This window comes from Grimontia kaedaensis, assembly GCF_023746615.1.
Classification (GTDB): Bacteria; Pseudomonadota; Gammaproteobacteria; order Enterobacterales; family Vibrionaceae; genus Enterovibrio; species Enterovibrio kaedaensis.
The window spans coordinates 3,550,586-3,566,252 of sequence record NZ_CP082275.1; the positions used below are offsets into that span (position 1 = coordinate 3,550,586).

Here is a 15,667-nt window from a genome sequence, read left to right on the forward strand (position 1 = left end):
TTTGATTGAAGGATTCAAAATGGACGTATTGGTTATTGGCAGCGGCGGCCGTGAACACGCTCTGGCGTGGAAAGTCGCACAGTCTGCAAAAGTTGAGACCGTTTTTGTCGCGCCGGGCAATGCAGGTACCGCGCTGGAGCCAAAGCTGGAAAATGTCGCCATTGGCGTCGAAGACATCGCAGCGCTGGTCGCTTTTGCTCAGGATAAAAATATCGGCCTGACCATTGTCGGTCCAGAAGCCCCACTTGTGATTGGTGTGGTTGATGCTTTCCGTGAAGCGGGCTTGCCTATCTTCGGTCCAACCGAAGCTGCTGCACAGCTGGAAGGCTCAAAAGCCTTCACCAAAGACTTCCTTGCCCGCCACCAAATCCCGACAGCCGAATACCAGAACTTCACCGAGATTGAGCCTGCACTGGCGTACGTGCGCGAGAAAGGTGCACCTATCGTCGTGAAAGCTGACGGTCTGGCAGCAGGTAAGGGCGTTATCGTTGCAATGACCCTGGAAGAAGCGGAAAACGCGATTCGTGACATGCTGGCAGGCAATGCCTTTGGTGATGCTGGAAGCCGTGTGGTTATCGAGGAATTCCTTGATGGCGAAGAAGCGAGCTTTATCGTCATGGTTGACGGTGAAAACGTCTTGCCAATGGCGACCAGCCAGGATCACAAGCGTGTCGGTAATGGTGATACTGGCCCAAATACCGGTGGTATGGGCGCGTACAGCCCGGCACCTGTTGTAACCGCAAACATTCACGATCGCGTGATGAACGAAGTGATTTACCCAACCGTTCGCGGCATGGCGTCGGAGGGTCACCCATACACAGGCTTCCTCTATGCAGGCCTGATGGTGATGGCTGACGGCACACCGAAAGTGATTGAATACAACTGCCGCTTTGGCGACCCAGAAACCCAGCCAATCATGCTGCGTCTGCAATCTGATCTGGTTGAACTGTGTGAAGCGGCGGTAGCCGGTAAGCTGGATACCGTGGAGTCCAAGTGGGACCCACGCGCATCAATCGGTGTTGTACTGGCAGCGGGCGGCTACCCTGCGTCTTACAACAAAGGCGATGTCATTTCTGGCTTGCCAACCACTGAACTGGATGCTGCGAAAGTGTTCCATGCAGGGACGGCAGAAAAAGACGCAAATGTTGTGACTGCTGGCGGTCGTGTGCTGTGTGCGACTGCGATGGGTGACACTGTTTCAGAAGCGCAAAAACGTGCTTACGAATTGGCCACACAAATCAGTTGGGATGGCATGTTCCACCGTGATGACATTGGCTACCGTGCGATTGCACGTGAGCAGGGCGAATAATCCCTCAAGCTCAAATGCTGCACTAAAACCTCAAAACGCGCCACTCGGCGCGTTTTTTCTTTCAGGGAGAAGCGAACTTTAGAATTCCGGTCTTTCGAAACAATCTGCGCTGTCATTATCCAGCACGATAATGGTTTCTGCCGTATTCGTGTTACGGCCGACTTTGCCGACAGCGGCGATGAAATTATCTGCTTTCTTCAGCCTGTGCAGTATGTAATCTGGAAACTCTGCACCAAATTTCAGTGTTTTTACATCACCAGAACCACACTCTTCAAACACCCCTTCGTTCCAATAGCCCTGAAAGAAGTTTTTGCTGTTCTTTCCAAGTGCCTGAGCGGTTTCTAAAGCTTTTTCTGCCTGTTTGTAATAACGCACCAGCTCAGTACTCCTAATGGGTAACAAGGCACCATCCAGACGATACTGCTGGTATACCGCCTGCCCTTCCGAATCATAACGAATCAGCACCGACTGGTGTTTCAACTCGCCATCAATCAAGATATTTCCTTCGCGCTGAATTTCACGCACCACGCCCTTGCGCCAGCGATATTCAGACGAATACTGGACATTGTCACCCATCATCACAAGTTCAGTGAGAGTTTCAGGAAAGCGTTGACGTTCATCGAGCCAGAAAATACTGGTGGCATCACCTTGCACAGTGGCAGTGACGGTTTGAACAGGAGGTTGGATTTTCTCTGTCGAGCTACAGCCCGCCAAAGTAAGAATAAGAGATGAAACAAGAAGAGACGCTTTAACGCGCATAAATATCCGCCAAAACAAGAACTGCTTTGGCGGAGTATAACTTACTTAACTGCGTCTTTAAGCGCTTTGCCTGCAACAAACGCTGGAACGTTTGCAGCTGCAATTTGGATTTCCTGACCAGTTTGTGGGTTACGGCCAGTGCGCGCAGCACGGTGGTTAACTTTAAACGTACCGAAACCGATCAGTTGAACCTGGTCACCGTCTTTCAGTGCACCTTCGATACCCGCTAGAGTTGCTTCTAGTGCAGCTTTAGCTTGTGCTTTAGACAGGTCTGCTTTTTCAGCAATCAGGTCGATCAAGTTGGTCTTGTTCATTAGGTCTTCCCTTCTTAGGTTTTCTTGAGACAAGTGAACTCTAATTCAAAAGAAGCCCGACTGGCAAAGGTTTGTGGCGCTACAAGTGACTGTATGCAGAGTCTTTAACCACAAACTGAGCGCATCCTCACAAAATATTGGGTATATTTTGGCGGCAACTCTTGTATTTACTGCCCTCAGACCCGATCTTTGGCGCTACTATTGGCCCTGTTTATTACATTTACGCTGGAAAACGATGATCCTGCTATTCATGTTTGTGGCACTTTCTATAGGTGTCTCATTTATCTGTTCGGTGCTCGAAGCGGTGCTTTTGAGTATTACCCCAAGTTATCTCGCCCAAATGCGACAGCAAGGTCACCCGGCCGCCGGACGTCTGTCTTCACTGAAAGATGATATCGACCGTCCATTGGCTTCTATTCTGACCCTGAACACGATCGCTCACACCGTGGGTGCAGCAGCATCCGGTGCACAAGCAGCAAAAGTCTTCGGTGATGCCTGGCTGGGTGTCTTCTCCGGTGTGCTGACGCTAGCGATTCTGGTGTTGTCTGAAATTGTGCCAAAAACCATTGGTGCGACCTACTGGCGTCAATTGGCTCCGGGCGCAGCGACCGTTTTGCGTTGGATGGTTTGGGCACTAACCCCTTTCGTTTGGGCTTCTGAGCAACTGACCCGTCGACTGGCGCACGGTAAAGAACAACCAAAGCTGCGTGATGAAATCTCTGCGATGGCTATGTTAGCGAAAGAAAGTGGCGAGCTGGAAGATGACGAGTCCACTATGCTGACTAATCTGCTGAGCCTTCGCGACGTGCCGGTTACCAAGCTGATGACACCTCGTCCTGTTCTGTTCCGTGTTGATGCCACCATGACCATTGAGGACTTTCTGCGTGAGCACCACGACACGCCGTTTTCCCGCCCGCTGGTTTATGCAGAATCACGTGACAATATTCTGGGCTTTGTACACCGTCTTGAGCTGTTTTCCGCCAGCCAGCACGGCAAAGGTCAGAAGCAACTTGGCAGCCTGATGCGTCCAATCCCAGTGGTTCATGATTCCACTATCGTGCCGAAAGCGTTTGACCGCCTGATGGCTCAGCGCTCTCAACTGGCGCTGATTGTTGACGAGTATGGCGACGTTCAGGGCATCATCACACTGGAAGATATCTTTGAACACTTGATGGGCAAAGAAATCATGGACGAGGCAGACAAGACCTCTAACATGCAGGCGCTTGCGCATGAACGCTGGGAAGACTGGAAAGAAGCCCACGGCGTGATTGAAAGCAAAGATGATGACGAGGAAGAAGCGGAAAAAGCGGCTGAAGAATTAGTGGAAGCCTCAGAAAAAGAAGAGGTCACTGAAAAGAACAGCGAGGACGGGAAATCGATCTCACTGAACGATGAAGAAAAAACCTCAAAGTAATCGACACCAAAAGAAAACGGGCCATCAGGCCCGTTTTTTATTTTATCTGTGCCATGCTGGCTTAGAGTGATAAACCGAGGTTACTCACGCCTTCTTCACGCAATTCATTGCGAATGCCGCGAATCATCTCAACATCACGATCTTCTGCTTCTTTCAGTGCACGGAAGATAGCCCACTGCATATCCCACTCAGCACACACAGATTCCATTTCTTTCTGGTTCTCGTTCGTCACTTCAACGCCGGTTTGCGCTTCTTCAAGCTGTGCCACACTCGCCACTGATTGCTGGCTGACTTTCAGCACAGACTCTAGCAACAAGTCGCGGTCCAGCAGCGTGTGGATCAGCGTCGACATCGACACACAGGCATCAATCGCTGGGTAAACCAGATAAATATCGAATTCTTCCGTGGTCGGGATAAGCTCTTCCAGCTTCTCCAGTTGACGCTCAAAGTTGATTTTGGCGTTCTTAACCGTCAACACTTCCCAAACTGCATCCAAAAGCTGGCGGAATGCCTGAGGCTCCGCAAACTCAGTTTGTTGGCAAAAAGCCGCGTAGTTGGGATACATGCGCTCCACCAGCGCCGTCATAAAAGTGATATGCTGCCATGAGTCGAGTTTTTCGAGTCGCAGCTGGATCGGATTCTGTAACATGGTCTGCCGTCTACAGTGATTGCCGACGTGTAATGCCGGATAGGATTTCCGCGCAAGTGTACTTTATATACTGCAATAGCAAAAGGAACAGATTTGAACCATCTTTATCTTTGCTCAGCCCAACAAAAACGTTATCTGGCGTTATTGGAAGACGCCGCCCTACCTGATCTGCAAATCACCGAAGATATCAGCAAAGCCAATATCATCCTCGCCGACCCGCCGAAATTCGCGCCCGAGCTTGAAAAGGCAGAGAATCTTCAATGGTTGCAGTCGACCTTTGCGGGTTGTGACGCCCTGTTTGCCAAACCAAGAACTGACTACCAGCTCACCAATGTGCGTGGGATTTTCGGCCCCTTGATGTCGGAGTATGTTATCGGTCAGCTTCTGACATTAACCCGCCATTTTGCCCATTACCGCGATGCACAGCTTGAAAGTAGATGGTCACCAGTGCCTTATCAGGGCCTGACCGGAAAATGCATGGTGATACTTGGAACAGGCTCGATTGGTGCGCATGTTGCTAAGACCGCACGTCACTTTGGGATGCAGGTGATGGGTGTGAGCCGCTCAGGAAAAGCCGTAGAAGGGTTCGATAACGTCATCACCAACGCCAAGATGACAGAGGCTTTTTCCAAAGCAGATGTGATTGTCTCAGTGTTACCTTCCACGCCGGAAACCAGAGGCTTACTCAACCGGGATACGCTATCTGCTTGCAAACAAGCCATTCTGTTTAACGTTGGCCGCGGACCTGTGCTGGAAGAAGAAGGTCTCCTCGACGCTATCAAAGACGGAAACATCCAGCATGCGGTGTTGGATGTATTCAGCAAAGAGCCGCTCGCACCTGAGCACCCGTTTTGGACGCATCCTTTCATTACGGTAACTCCTCATATTTCTGCCGAGAGTTTCCCGGAACAAGTGTTTGGTATTTTCGTCGACAACTACACGCGCTGGCAAAATGGCGAGCCATTAAACTATCAGATGGACTTCACGCTGGGGTATTGATGACAAACACGCCTTTAGGAATCTTGTTGAAAGAGGTGCAAGAGTGCCACCACTGCGAAGCCCATTTACCATTGGGTCCGCGTCCTGTGGTGCAAGCTGAGTATTCCGCTAGGTTGCTGATTATTGGTCAGGCACCAGGAACCCGCGTGCATGAAACGGGGATTCCGTGGAATGACCCCAGCGGTGATCGGCTGCGTGAATGGCTTCAGATGGATAAAGAAAGATTCTATGACCCTGCTCAGGTCGCCATCATGCCGATGGGATTTTGCTATCCGGGTCGAGGTAATTCTGGCGATCTGCCGCCAAGACCCGAGTGCGCACCCAAGTGGCATGCAGCGATTAAGTCGCATCTTCCCAATGTGGAACTGACCCTTCTGATTGGCGATTATGCGCAGCGCTATTATCTGGAAGGGAAGCCCAAAACCCTGACTGAAACGGTGAAAGCCAACGCTAACTGGTCACCGGACTTTATCGCGCTACCCCACCCCTCTCCCCGTAATAACCTGTGGTTGAGGAAAAATCCGTGGTTTGAAGCGGAGATCCTGCCTATCTTGAGAAAAAGCACTGATCAGCTTTTCTCATGACAATCAGCTTTTTTCTGAACATTAAGTCACACTGAATAGTTATTAAACTTTAATAACTTGATTTATAAGAATTTAATTGTTTCGTACAGCTTTGCGAGGAATTTTCCCGGTGAACCTAACTGATAAGATTTTGGTAAAATAACGAAGAAAATTCGTTCCTCAATAATTCGCTCAGCATTTAGCAAGTCAAACAGCTTTAACCTGTACACCATTTTTAAAACGAAAGAGCGAACTATCTAATCATTTGTTTTTAAATGAAATAGATGTCATGTACAGCTTTCTTAGGAAAATTCCTGATGAACCCTGTACAGGACGATAGAAACGAAAAAGGCCAGCATCTGCTGGCCTTAATAAACGTATACTGTGTTACTTGTGGTAAGGCTTGGAAAGCTCGTGTACCGCATCCACAAACACGCCTGCATTTTCAGGCGGTACGTCCAAGTGAATGCCGTGACCCAAATTGAACACATGGCCAGTACCATCACCGAAACCTTCCAGAATCGTCGCCACTTCCTGACGGATACGCTCTGGTGATGCGTAAAGCATGGATGGGTCCATGTTGCCTTGCAGCGCAACTTTGTCACCGATACGCCGCTTAGCGTCTACCATATCAATGGTCCAGTCCAAACCCACACCATCACAGCCTGTTGCGGCAATTTTCTCTAGCCACATACCGCCGTTTTTGGTGAACAGGGTGACCGGTACACGACGGCCATCGTTTTCACGGATCAGGCCATCAACAATCTTGTGCATGTATTGCAGCGAGAAGTCGTTGTAATCACGTGGGGTCAGCACACCACCCCAAGTATCAAAGACCATCACTGACTGCGCACCCGCTTTGATTTGTGCGTTCAGGTAGTCAATCACACTGTCTGCCAACTTATCCAGCAACAGATGCAGGGTTTGTGGTTCGGCGTACATCATCTTTTTGATTTTGGTAAAGGCTTTTGAGCTGCCGCCTTCAACCATATAAGTCGCCAATGTCCATGGGCTGCCAGAGAAACCAATCAGCGGCACTTTACCTTCCAGACCTTTACGGATAGTACGAACTGCATTCATCACGTATTGCAGTTCACCTTCCGGATCTGGCAGACCGATTTTTTCCACGTCAGCTTTACAGGTGATTGGGCGCTCGAATTTCGGGCCTTCACCGGTTTCGAAGTAAAGACCCAGACCCATCGCATCTGGAATGGTCAGAATATCGGAGAACAGGATAGCCGCGTCCAGATCGTATCGGCGCAGTGGCTGAAGGGTCACTTCACAAGCCAGTTCAGCATTTTTACACAATGACATAAAGTCGCCAGCTTCAGCGCGGGTTGCCTTGTACTCAGGCAGATAGCGGCCAGCCTGACGCATCATCCATACCGGTGTGTAATCTACCGGTTCCTTCAACAGCGCACGCAAATAACGGTCATTCTTTAGTTCTGTCATTGTCTACATCCTGCAAGTTTGGTGGCGGTATTGTACCACCCTCTGAGGACAACAAAAGACACCCTTTGTGGAGGCGATCATAAATATTGTCTCTAGTGATACCGTACATTTGCCGGATCTTTAATGACATGTTAAATATTTGCACAAATAACAAAATGTCTGACAGACACTACCCATAATCGCATCTTACTCCCGCCTCCCTACGGCGGGTTTTTTTTGCTTGTTTTCGACTCAATCCGTGTCATATCGGCGCTTAATACCCGCTTTTTTGATTCGCCGATGTACCGTTGAGCGATCGACACCCATTACTTTCGCCGCTTTCGAAATGTTCCAACCACAGGCTTCGAGTACCTCAAGCGTTCCTCCGGCAGATTCAGCTTCCCTAAAAGTCAGGCGCTTTGCGTTTAACAACTGCTCAGGAAGGTGTTCAGGCAACAGCTCATTTCCCTCACAAAAGGCCAGCGCAAACTGCAGCATATTTTCCAGTTCTCGAATATTGCCTGGCCAGTCATACCGCTCAAGTATGTGACCGGCAGAGACTGAAACACAGACAGTGCGATCAACCAGTTTGGTGATCAAGATTTCTGCAAGCCAGAGAATATCGCTTCGCTCTCTGAGCGAAGGAATCGTAAGGGTGGCACCATTGATACGATAGAAAAGGTCTTCACGAAAACTGCCGTTTTTCACCAGTTCAGGTAAGGATTTATGTGTTGCCGCAAGCACCCGGAAAGAGACAGGGATAGCCTTGGTTGCGCCGACGGGCAGCAATTCCCTTTCTGCTAAAACACGAAGCAATCTGGCCTGAAGCGACAAAGGCATATCCCCAATTTCATCCAAAAACAGGGTGCCGTTGTTGGCCTGCTCAATCAGCCCTCTTTTGCCTTTGCTGCGCGCGCCGGTAAAGGCACCGTCTGCATAACCAAAGAGCTCACTTTCAATCAGACTTTCAGGGATGGCCGCACAATTAATAGCAATGAAAGGGCCGGATTTACGTGACGAACTCTCGTGAATGGCTTTGGCCAAAAATTCTTTCCCAGTACCGGTTTCCCCGTTCAGCAGAAGTGGCAAATCCGACATTGATAGCGTGGTCGCTTTGATTGCCAAATCCGCCATCTTGGCATCATCACCATAAAGCGATGCCAAGCTGCCACTCACGACTTTTTTACGCCGCCGTATTGAAGAAGGCTGCGGGGCTATAGCATGGGCAAACCACAAATCACCATGAATGGTAGCCAGCAATCTTTCTTCCGTGGGAAGTGCTCGACTGAGCGCGGGAAGCTCGTTGATATCGAGATTGAAAAAGTCCGACAGCGAACAACCCAATAGTGCGCGTGGTTGCCGCCAGTCATTGCCTTTAATCCGTGAAAGCAGGCGTTGGGTACTATGTGTCATTCCAATGATCCTTCCTTCGGCATCTACCGCCATGGCACATTCAGGATCCACATCTAAAAACGCGGGAGATTGGCTGAGCCGGATGACCCATTCCTTCCGGAAGGTATTCATCAGTGCCGCCATTTCAATGCGACGAGTGCAGGAAGTGACGAGTTGCAAGGTTAGCGCCTGACTGGCTTTGGGTTCGGGGCTATGGAGCGCAGAGATATCCAACACCGCTGCTAATGAACCATCTACATCGTAAATCGGTGCTGCTGTGCAGGAAAGTGGCGAATGCGTAGCATCAAAGTGATCACTCTGATGTACAGTTAACGCTTCACCAGTATAGATGCAAGAACCGACTCCGCAGGTGCCCGCCCGCGCTTCAGACCATTCTGCCCCGAGGTAGAGCCCAGCTTTTTTCAGCTCCCAGGTGAGTGATGCATCTCCCTGATAATCGACCGTCACGCCCTCAGCATCTGTCAGCATCAACACATAACCGTGATCCGCCACCTGATGATACAAAGCATCGAGCCCGTACTTTGCCGTGCGAATTAGCTTATCGAGCCGTTCACGATGTTCCTTGAGCTGGGTATGGGGAACAATATATGCCTCCTGCATCACGACAGGATCAAGATGATAATCGTCGATACACCTTGTCCAAGACGTGGCAATAACATCGTCACGGGATGTTTGACTCCCCTCAATAACGCTTTGCACTTCCTTGATGTGTTCACTGACTCGCATAGTGACTGCCGTATGCTACCGCCCCTGTCATTTGATCAATTATTAATCAACAACAAAACAGTCATACAACTCTGTACAACGGTAAAGCCGACTTTCCTGCTCCTATTTCTCACTCACAACACAGAATTTATTTTCCTGTGACATCCACTACCTGATCACGCCACACCTGTTGCACGCCGGGGCATCAGCGCCACACATCACCACAAAAACAAAAACGATAGGGTCATGATATTTATGAATATTTTCCGCATCACCACTTGGCATGCATCTTGTTCAGTCCCTTCCACCAGCCAAGAGTGAGGATTAACTGTGACTGGATTGACGGTAGGGATCATTGCCAATCCCATTTCTGCCCGCGACATTCGCCGGGTGATCGCCAAAGGCGCCAACCTGCAGCTCACTGACAGAGCAAACATGGTGCTGCGAATTCTGGCAGGACTCGCGCAGGGTGGTGTTGATCATGTGGTAATGATGCCGGAGAGGGCAGGCCTTAGAACGCATATAGAACGTGGACTAAATCAGGCTTCTCTGGATAACTTTCGGATGCCAGATGTCCGTTGGCTCTCCATGCCTGTTTCATCCACGGCGCAGGATACCCTTGATGCCAGCCATGCCATGCGCGACCTTGGTGTTTCCGCGATTGTCGTTCTTGGCGGTGACGGTACTCACCGTCTGGTGGTCAAAGCCTGCGGAAACATTCCCATCTCTGGCGTTTCCAGCGGGACCAATAACGCCTTTCCTCCGCTGACAGAACCAACCATCACTGGCATCGCTACAGGTCTTGCAGTGTCAGGAAAAATTCCTCCATCACAGGCATTTGAAGCTAACAAACTACTGGAAATCATGGTCAACGAGACCCGTGATATAGCCCTTGTCGATGCAGCCGTCGTTCAAGAACGTTTTATCGGTGCCCGCGCCGTCTGGCGACCAGAAAGCCTTCGGGAGCTGTTTGTGACCTTTGCCGCCCCCTCACTGATTGGGCTTTCTTCCATTGCCGGATTAATCCAACCCATCACCCGAAAAGCACCTGTAGGCATGCGCCTTACGTTTACCAGCCCACAAGACGCAATTTATTCCGTCAATGCACCACTCGCTCCGGGATTACTGACGCCAGTTCATATTGGGCACAGCCAGCTTTTTGAACCCGATTTACTCATTACGCCTGTCAACCAGCAGGGCTCTTTCGCCCTCGACGGCGAGCGGGAGCTGCCATTTGGCCCTGACGATCAAGTTTCGGTCACCCTCAAACATGACGCTTTCAACACAGTCGATGTGCCGCGCTGTATGGCCTTTGCCGCTGAGCATGGCCTGCTTCGCTTCCCCTCGACACACACAACGACAACATCAAGGAGAAACTCATGAGTGATAATCCATTTCCACTCTCTCGTGAACAGTTGCTGGACGCATACCGGATGATGAAAACCATCCGTGATTTCGAAGAGCGCTTGCACGTCGACTTTTCCCGTGGCGACATCCCGGGTTTTGTCCACCTCTATGCGGGTGAAGAGGCCACGGCCGTTGGCATCATGATGCATTTGAATGACAACGACCGCATAGCCTCGACCCACCGCGGGCATGGCCACTGCATCGCCAAAGGCGTCGACGTACACGGCATGATGGCGGAAATCTATGGCAAGGAAACCGGCTCCTGTCGCGGCAAAGGCGGTTCAATGCACATTGCGGATTTATCCAAAGGCATGATGGGCGCCAACGGCATTCTAGGTGCTGGCTCCCCATTAGTATGTGGCGCTGCCCTTGCCGCAAAACACCTTGGCCATGGCGGTGTGGGCATCAGCTTTACCGGTGATGGCGCATCCAACCAGGGCACCTTTCTGGAAAGCTTAAACCTTGCTGCCGTCTGGCAACTTCCCACCATTTTTGTGATTGAAAACAACGGTTATGCGGAATCAACCTCCGTGGATTGGGCAGTAGCCTGTGACTCCTATGTCGACCGCGCAACTGGCTTTGGCCTGCCGGGCGTCACTGTCGATGGCACGGATTTCTTCGCTGTTTATGAAGCCGCAGGAGAAGTCATCAAACGCGCCAGAAACGGCGGTGGCCCTTCGATGCTGGAATGCAAAATGGTGCGCTTCTTTGGCCACTTTGAAGGGGATGCCCAGACCTACCGCGCTGACGGCGAAGTGGAAGATATCCGCACCAACCGCTGCTGTCTGAAACTCTTCCGCCAACGTGTGGAAGAAACTGGCCTTATCAACGCTGACGAATTCAACGCCATTGATGGCGAAGTGGCCGCACTTATCGAAGATGCCGTTCTCGCAGCGATTGATGCGCCACAACCACCAGCCAGTGCCCTACTGACCGACGTTTACGTCAGCTATTCAGAATAACAAGGAGAGTGATGATGGCCAGAACACTATCAATTAAGGATGCAATTAACGAAGCGATCGACCAGGAAATGTCCCGCGATCCTAACGTTATAATGATGGGCGAAGACATTGTCGGCGGTACCGGCGCACCAGGTGAAGACGATGCCTGGGGCGGCGTACTCGGGGTGACCAAAGGGCTTTATGCCAAACATCCCAACCAAATGATGGATACGCCCCTGTCGGAAAGTGCCTATGTGGGTGCTGCCATTGGTGCTGCTACCTGCGGGCTCCGTCCGATCGCAGAGCTGATGTTTATCGATTTTATGGGCGTCTGCTTCGATCAGATTTTTAACCAGGCCGCCAAGTTCCGCTATATGTTTGGCGGGAAGGCAGAAACGCCAGTTGTTATCCGCGCCATGTGCGGCGCTGGCTTTAGAGCTGCAGCACAACACAGCCAGATGCTCACGCCTCTTTTTACCCATATTCCCGGGCTAAAGGTGGTTTGTCCGTCGAATGCCTATGATGCCAAGGGGCTGCTTATCCAGTCCATCCGAGACAATGACCCAGTGATCTTCCTCGAGCATAAAAACCTCTATGCCACCGAATCTGATGTGCCGGAAACGCCTTATGCCATACCCTTTGGCGAAGCCAATGTGCTTCGTGAAGGTAAAGACGTCACCCTGGTCTCTTATGGCCTGACGGTCAACCGCGCTCTGGAAGCGGCTGAACAACTGGCCAAGCAAGGCGTGCAATGTGAGGTGATTGACTTGCGTACTCTCTCACCGCTGGATATCGATACGGTCTTAGAAAGCGTTGAAGAGACGGGCCGCTTGGTGTGTATCGACGAAGCCAGCCCACGCTGCTCAATCGCTGCGGACGTTTCTGCACAGGTGGCTGAGTCGGCCTTCTCGTCGCTAAAAGCACCGATTGCCATGGTGACCCCTCCCCACACTCCCGTGCCTTTCTCTCCATCACTGGAAGACATCTATGTACCGACCGTTGACGACATTGTCAGCGCGGCAAACCGAACGATGGGAGCGAATACATGAGTGAGAAAATCATACCTGTGGTGATGCCCAAATGGGGACTTTCCATGAAGGAAGGTACCCTCACTGATTGGCATGTCGACGAAGGGGACACCATTGAAGTCGGTCAGGTGATCATGGATGTGGAAACCGACAAGATTGCCAGCGAGGTGGAAGCGCCGGATGCCGGGCTCCTGAGACGCAAGGTCGCTGAGGAAGGTGACGTCTATTCAGTTCAAGCTCTACTTGGTGTACTTGCGCCACCAGAGGTGACAGACGAAGAAATCGATGCCTATGTCGCCGCCTTTGTTCAGCCCTCCTCCGAAGAAGGAGACGAGGAAGAAGCGGCCTCAGCCTATGCTTTTATCGACACTGATGCTGGCAGTATTCGCTACAGTCATTTGAATGCAGACGCCTCTGGGACGCCTTATGTACTGATACATGGCTTTGGTGGCGACTTGGACAACTGGCTGTTTAATCTGGATGCCCTTGCCGAAAAAGCCCCTGTGCTGACGCTTGATCTTCCAAACCACGGGCAGTCAGCGATTTCAGCAGATGTGCAGTTTAACGACCTCATCAACACCGTCGTGACTGTGATGGACAAGCTCGATATTGAGAGAGCCCATCTGGTCGGTCATTCGATGGGCGGGCTTATCAGTGGTGAACTCGCAAGGCTCCATCCCAATAAAGTCGCTTCGCTGACTTTGATTGGCAGCGCAGGCCTTGGGAAAGACATCAACAACAACTACATCCGCGGCTTTGTCGATTCAGAAAGCCGGAAAACCCTAAAACCTGTCTTGCAGCTGCTTTTTGCAGACAGCAGTTTGGTCACGCGTAATCTGGTCGATGATGTGCTCAAATACAAACGGCTTGATGGAGTCAAAACCTCACTGAACACGCTCGCCGATCAACTTTTTGTTGATGGCACCCAAAGCGTTGCGCTGGACTCAGATACGATTCCGTCACCGCTTGTGATTTGGGGCGAGTCAGATGCGGTAATCCCTGCTTCGCACGCTTCAAACATCAGCAATGCAGAAGTGCACGTTCTCGCAGGGGCTGGGCATATGGTGCAGATGGAGCAAGCAGTAGCAGTCAATGCCCTCATCCTTTCCCACACCCAATAGGTTTCGGTAACCACTAAAAAGGGATGTTCTGCATCCCTTAATTCTGCACCTTGACCGCTTCAATTAAGCGTCTGGCAATGGTCCCTTCCGGTGCCACCAGCGGCAAGTCATCGACATCAAACCACTGCGCGTCCGTAAGCTCTTCATAGTCCGGATTAATCTCACCGCTCTCATAGTCTGCGACAAACCCCATCATCAGATTGGAAGGAAAAGCCCAAGGCTGGCTGTCAAAGTAGCGGATGTTACTGACTTCTATTCCTGTCTCTTCCTTCACCTCACGGGCAACACATTGCTCCAGCGTCTCTCCCACTTCGACAAACCCGGCAATCACTGTGTACATACCGTTTTTATGGCGTGGATGATGGGCCAGCAGAACTTGATCACCCTTTTTCACAGCCACAATCACACAGGGTGAAACCCGTGGATAATGAACCGTCTTACAGGCATCACATACCATCGCCGGATGAGACGGCTCAAAGCGGTTCTTACTGCCACAGCGACTGCAAAACACCTGAGAATCACGCATGTAATCAATCTGAATCGCACGCCCAGCGAGATTGAACAGCTCCCCGGGCAGGTGTAACAAAGACCTCAACCCGTCCAACTCAGTTTCAAATGCATTGTGGTGCTTATGTGCATACACAACCTCATGCCCATCAAAGTGTCCTATGGCATAGCTTGCCTTTACCCATTTATCCAATTGATTTTTAGCAATAAGTGGCAGGTTGTGATCCGTCAGCCAGAGTTTTCCGTCGATTACACAACACAGATATACAAGATCTTTTTGATCAGACATAACAACACTTCGATCCTTGCTTGGCCGCGCGATTTGAGGCACTCTAAAATCAGTAACCTGATGTTAGACAATTGATGGCCTGATTGATATGGCTGTAATCCTATAAAAGCGCTCAGGTGCGCTGATCATGAGGAACGTGGTCATGCTTAATAAACTCGAAAAAGCACAACAACAGTGGGGCGGTTACAGTGATGTGATCGATTACTGGTTAACGTTAAGACAGGAACTGCTGGTTCAGTACTGCAAAGTAGCTGGCCTTTCTGGCAACAATAAAAACTGTCTGCCAACCGAAGAAGAATTGAATCGATTCTGTGAAGCCTTGGTGGACTATATCTCCGCCGGTCACTTCAAAATCTATGACATGGTTATGGAGCGTTGGAAAGCCACTGGTTTCTCAACCAACGAAGAGATTGATGGTCTCTACTTACACATAGTAGAAACGACAGAGCCCCTTCTGAACTTCAATGACAAGTACAGTGGATTTGTCTTAGATGACGACAATTTCGCGGGTTTTGACAGCGACATTTCTACTGTTGGTGAAATTATGGAAGTGCGCTTCGAAAAAGAAGACATGCTGATCCAGCTGATTGCGGACAGCTTAGCAATTCCTCCCGGCGCTTAATATCTAACGTTTCCAGGCCTTCCGGTTGATGTTATTTCGTCAGCCGGTTTTCCAGACTCCGCTTCTCGCTTCTCGCTTCTCGCTTCTCGCTTCTCGCTTCTCGCTTCTCGCTTCTCGCTTCTCGCTTCTCGCTTCTCGCTTCGCAAATAGTCTCTGACTTATTGAAAATAAGGCAATAAAAAAGGCACCCCGAAGG

General features: G+C 50.6%; 15 protein-coding genes. 9 read left to right on the top strand and 6 right to left on the bottom strand.

The window, feature by feature from the left end; genetic code table 11:
• The first annotated feature begins 19 nt into the window (after positions 1–19).
• The gene (purD, locus tag K6Q96_RS15905) at positions 20–1,309 is read left to right on the top strand and encodes a phosphoribosylamine--glycine ligase (protein WP_251876800.1); all 1,290 of its coding nucleotides are present in this window, start codon (positions 20–22) and stop codon (positions 1,307–1,309) included.
• 78 nt (positions 1,310–1,387) lie between these two features.
• Here purD and K6Q96_RS15910 read toward each other — a convergent pair whose 3' ends face one another.
• Entirely contained in the window at positions 1,388–2,068 is a 681-nt protein-coding gene (locus K6Q96_RS15910) for a DUF1481 domain-containing protein (protein WP_251876801.1), read from the bottom strand.
• A 41-nt stretch (positions 2,069–2,109) separates the two neighbouring features.
• Positions 2,110–2,382: a nucleoid-associated protein HU-alpha gene (hupA, locus tag K6Q96_RS15915; RefSeq protein WP_002542017.1), complete on the bottom strand. Its 273-nt coding sequence runs from the start codon at positions 2,380–2,382 to the stop codon at positions 2,110–2,112.
• A gap of 235 nt (positions 2,383–2,617) precedes the next feature.
• Between hupA and K6Q96_RS15920 the strand changes: the two genes are divergently transcribed.
• Positions 2,618–3,796 (top strand): hemolysin family protein, encoded by a 1,179-nt coding sequence (locus tag K6Q96_RS15920; RefSeq protein WP_251876802.1) that lies wholly within the window; start codon positions 2,618–2,620, stop codon positions 3,794–3,796.
• Between the two features lie 61 nt (positions 3,797–3,857).
• Here K6Q96_RS15920 and K6Q96_RS15925 read toward each other — a convergent pair whose 3' ends face one another.
• Positions 3,858–4,445 carry a YjaG family protein gene (locus K6Q96_RS15925; protein ID WP_251876803.1) on the bottom strand — a complete coding sequence of 196 codons (588 nt, stop codon included), beginning with the start codon at positions 4,443–4,445 and terminating at the stop codon, positions 3,858–3,860.
• Between the two features lie 93 nt (positions 4,446–4,538).
• On the opposite strand from K6Q96_RS15925, the gene K6Q96_RS15930 reads away from it, so the two are divergent.
• Together K6Q96_RS15930 and K6Q96_RS15935 are read left to right on the top strand one after the other, a co-directional pair.
• On the top strand, positions 4,539–5,444 hold the full coding sequence (locus K6Q96_RS15930; RefSeq protein WP_251876804.1) for a D-2-hydroxyacid dehydrogenase: 906 nt from the start codon (positions 4,539–4,541) through the stop codon (positions 5,442–5,444).
• Positions 5,444–6,028, top strand: coding sequence for a uracil-DNA glycosylase family protein (locus K6Q96_RS15935; protein ID WP_251876805.1), 585 nt, complete (start codon positions 5,444–5,446; stop codon positions 6,026–6,028). The genes K6Q96_RS15930 and K6Q96_RS15935 overlap by 1 nt, the downstream gene beginning before the upstream one ends.
• 366 nt (positions 6,029–6,394) lie before the next feature.
• Here the strand turns inward: K6Q96_RS15935 and hemE are convergent, their stop codons facing one another.
• The gene (gene hemE, locus K6Q96_RS15940) at positions 6,395–7,459 is read right to left on the bottom strand and encodes a uroporphyrinogen decarboxylase (RefSeq protein ID WP_251876806.1); all 1,065 of its coding nucleotides are present in this window, start codon (positions 7,457–7,459) and stop codon (positions 6,395–6,397) included.
• Positions 7,460–7,690: 231 nt separating this feature from the next.
• The gene (locus K6Q96_RS15945; RefSeq protein ID WP_251876807.1) at positions 7,691–9,577 is read right to left on the bottom strand and encodes a sigma-54-dependent Fis family transcriptional regulator; all 1,887 of its coding nucleotides are present in this window, start codon (positions 9,575–9,577) and stop codon (positions 7,691–7,693) included.
• Between the two features lie 309 nt (positions 9,578–9,886).
• Here K6Q96_RS15945 and K6Q96_RS15950 point away from each other — a divergent pair, with 309 nt between their 5' ends.
• The 4 genes from K6Q96_RS15950 to K6Q96_RS15965 are packed head-to-tail and all read left to right on the top strand — an operon-like array spanning position 9,887 to position 14,053.
• On the top strand, positions 9,887–10,939 hold the full coding sequence (locus K6Q96_RS15950) for an ATP-NAD kinase family protein (RefSeq protein WP_251876808.1): 1,053 nt from the start codon (positions 9,887–9,889) through the stop codon (positions 10,937–10,939).
• Positions 10,936–11,925 carry a thiamine pyrophosphate-dependent dehydrogenase E1 component subunit alpha gene (locus K6Q96_RS15955; RefSeq protein WP_251876809.1) on the top strand — a complete coding sequence of 330 codons (990 nt, stop codon included), beginning with the start codon at positions 10,936–10,938 and terminating at the stop codon, positions 11,923–11,925. Before K6Q96_RS15950 ends, K6Q96_RS15955 begins: the two co-directional genes overlap by 4 nt.
• A gap of 14 nt (positions 11,926–11,939) precedes the next feature.
• Complete coding sequence (locus K6Q96_RS15960) at positions 11,940–12,953, top strand: alpha-ketoacid dehydrogenase subunit beta (protein ID WP_251879665.1); 1,014 nt, start codon at positions 11,940–11,942, stop codon at positions 12,951–12,953.
• Entirely contained in the window at positions 12,950–14,053 is a 1,104-nt protein-coding gene (locus K6Q96_RS15965; RefSeq protein ID WP_251876810.1) for an acetoin dehydrogenase dihydrolipoyllysine-residue acetyltransferase subunit, read from the top strand. Before K6Q96_RS15960 ends, K6Q96_RS15965 begins: the two co-directional genes overlap by 4 nt.
• Before the next feature lie 37 nt (positions 14,054–14,090).
• Here K6Q96_RS15965 and nudC read toward each other — a convergent pair whose 3' ends face one another.
• Complete coding sequence (nudC, locus tag K6Q96_RS15970; protein ID WP_251876811.1) at positions 14,091–14,849, bottom strand: NAD(+) diphosphatase; 759 nt, start codon at positions 14,847–14,849, stop codon at positions 14,091–14,093.
• A gap of 142 nt (positions 14,850–14,991) precedes the next feature.
• On the opposite strand from nudC, the gene rsd reads away from it, so the two are divergent.
• Positions 14,992–15,471, top strand: coding sequence for a sigma D regulator (gene rsd / locus K6Q96_RS15975; RefSeq protein ID WP_251876812.1), 480 nt, complete (start codon positions 14,992–14,994; stop codon positions 15,469–15,471).
• The last annotated feature ends 196 nt before the right edge of the window (positions 15,472–15,667 follow it).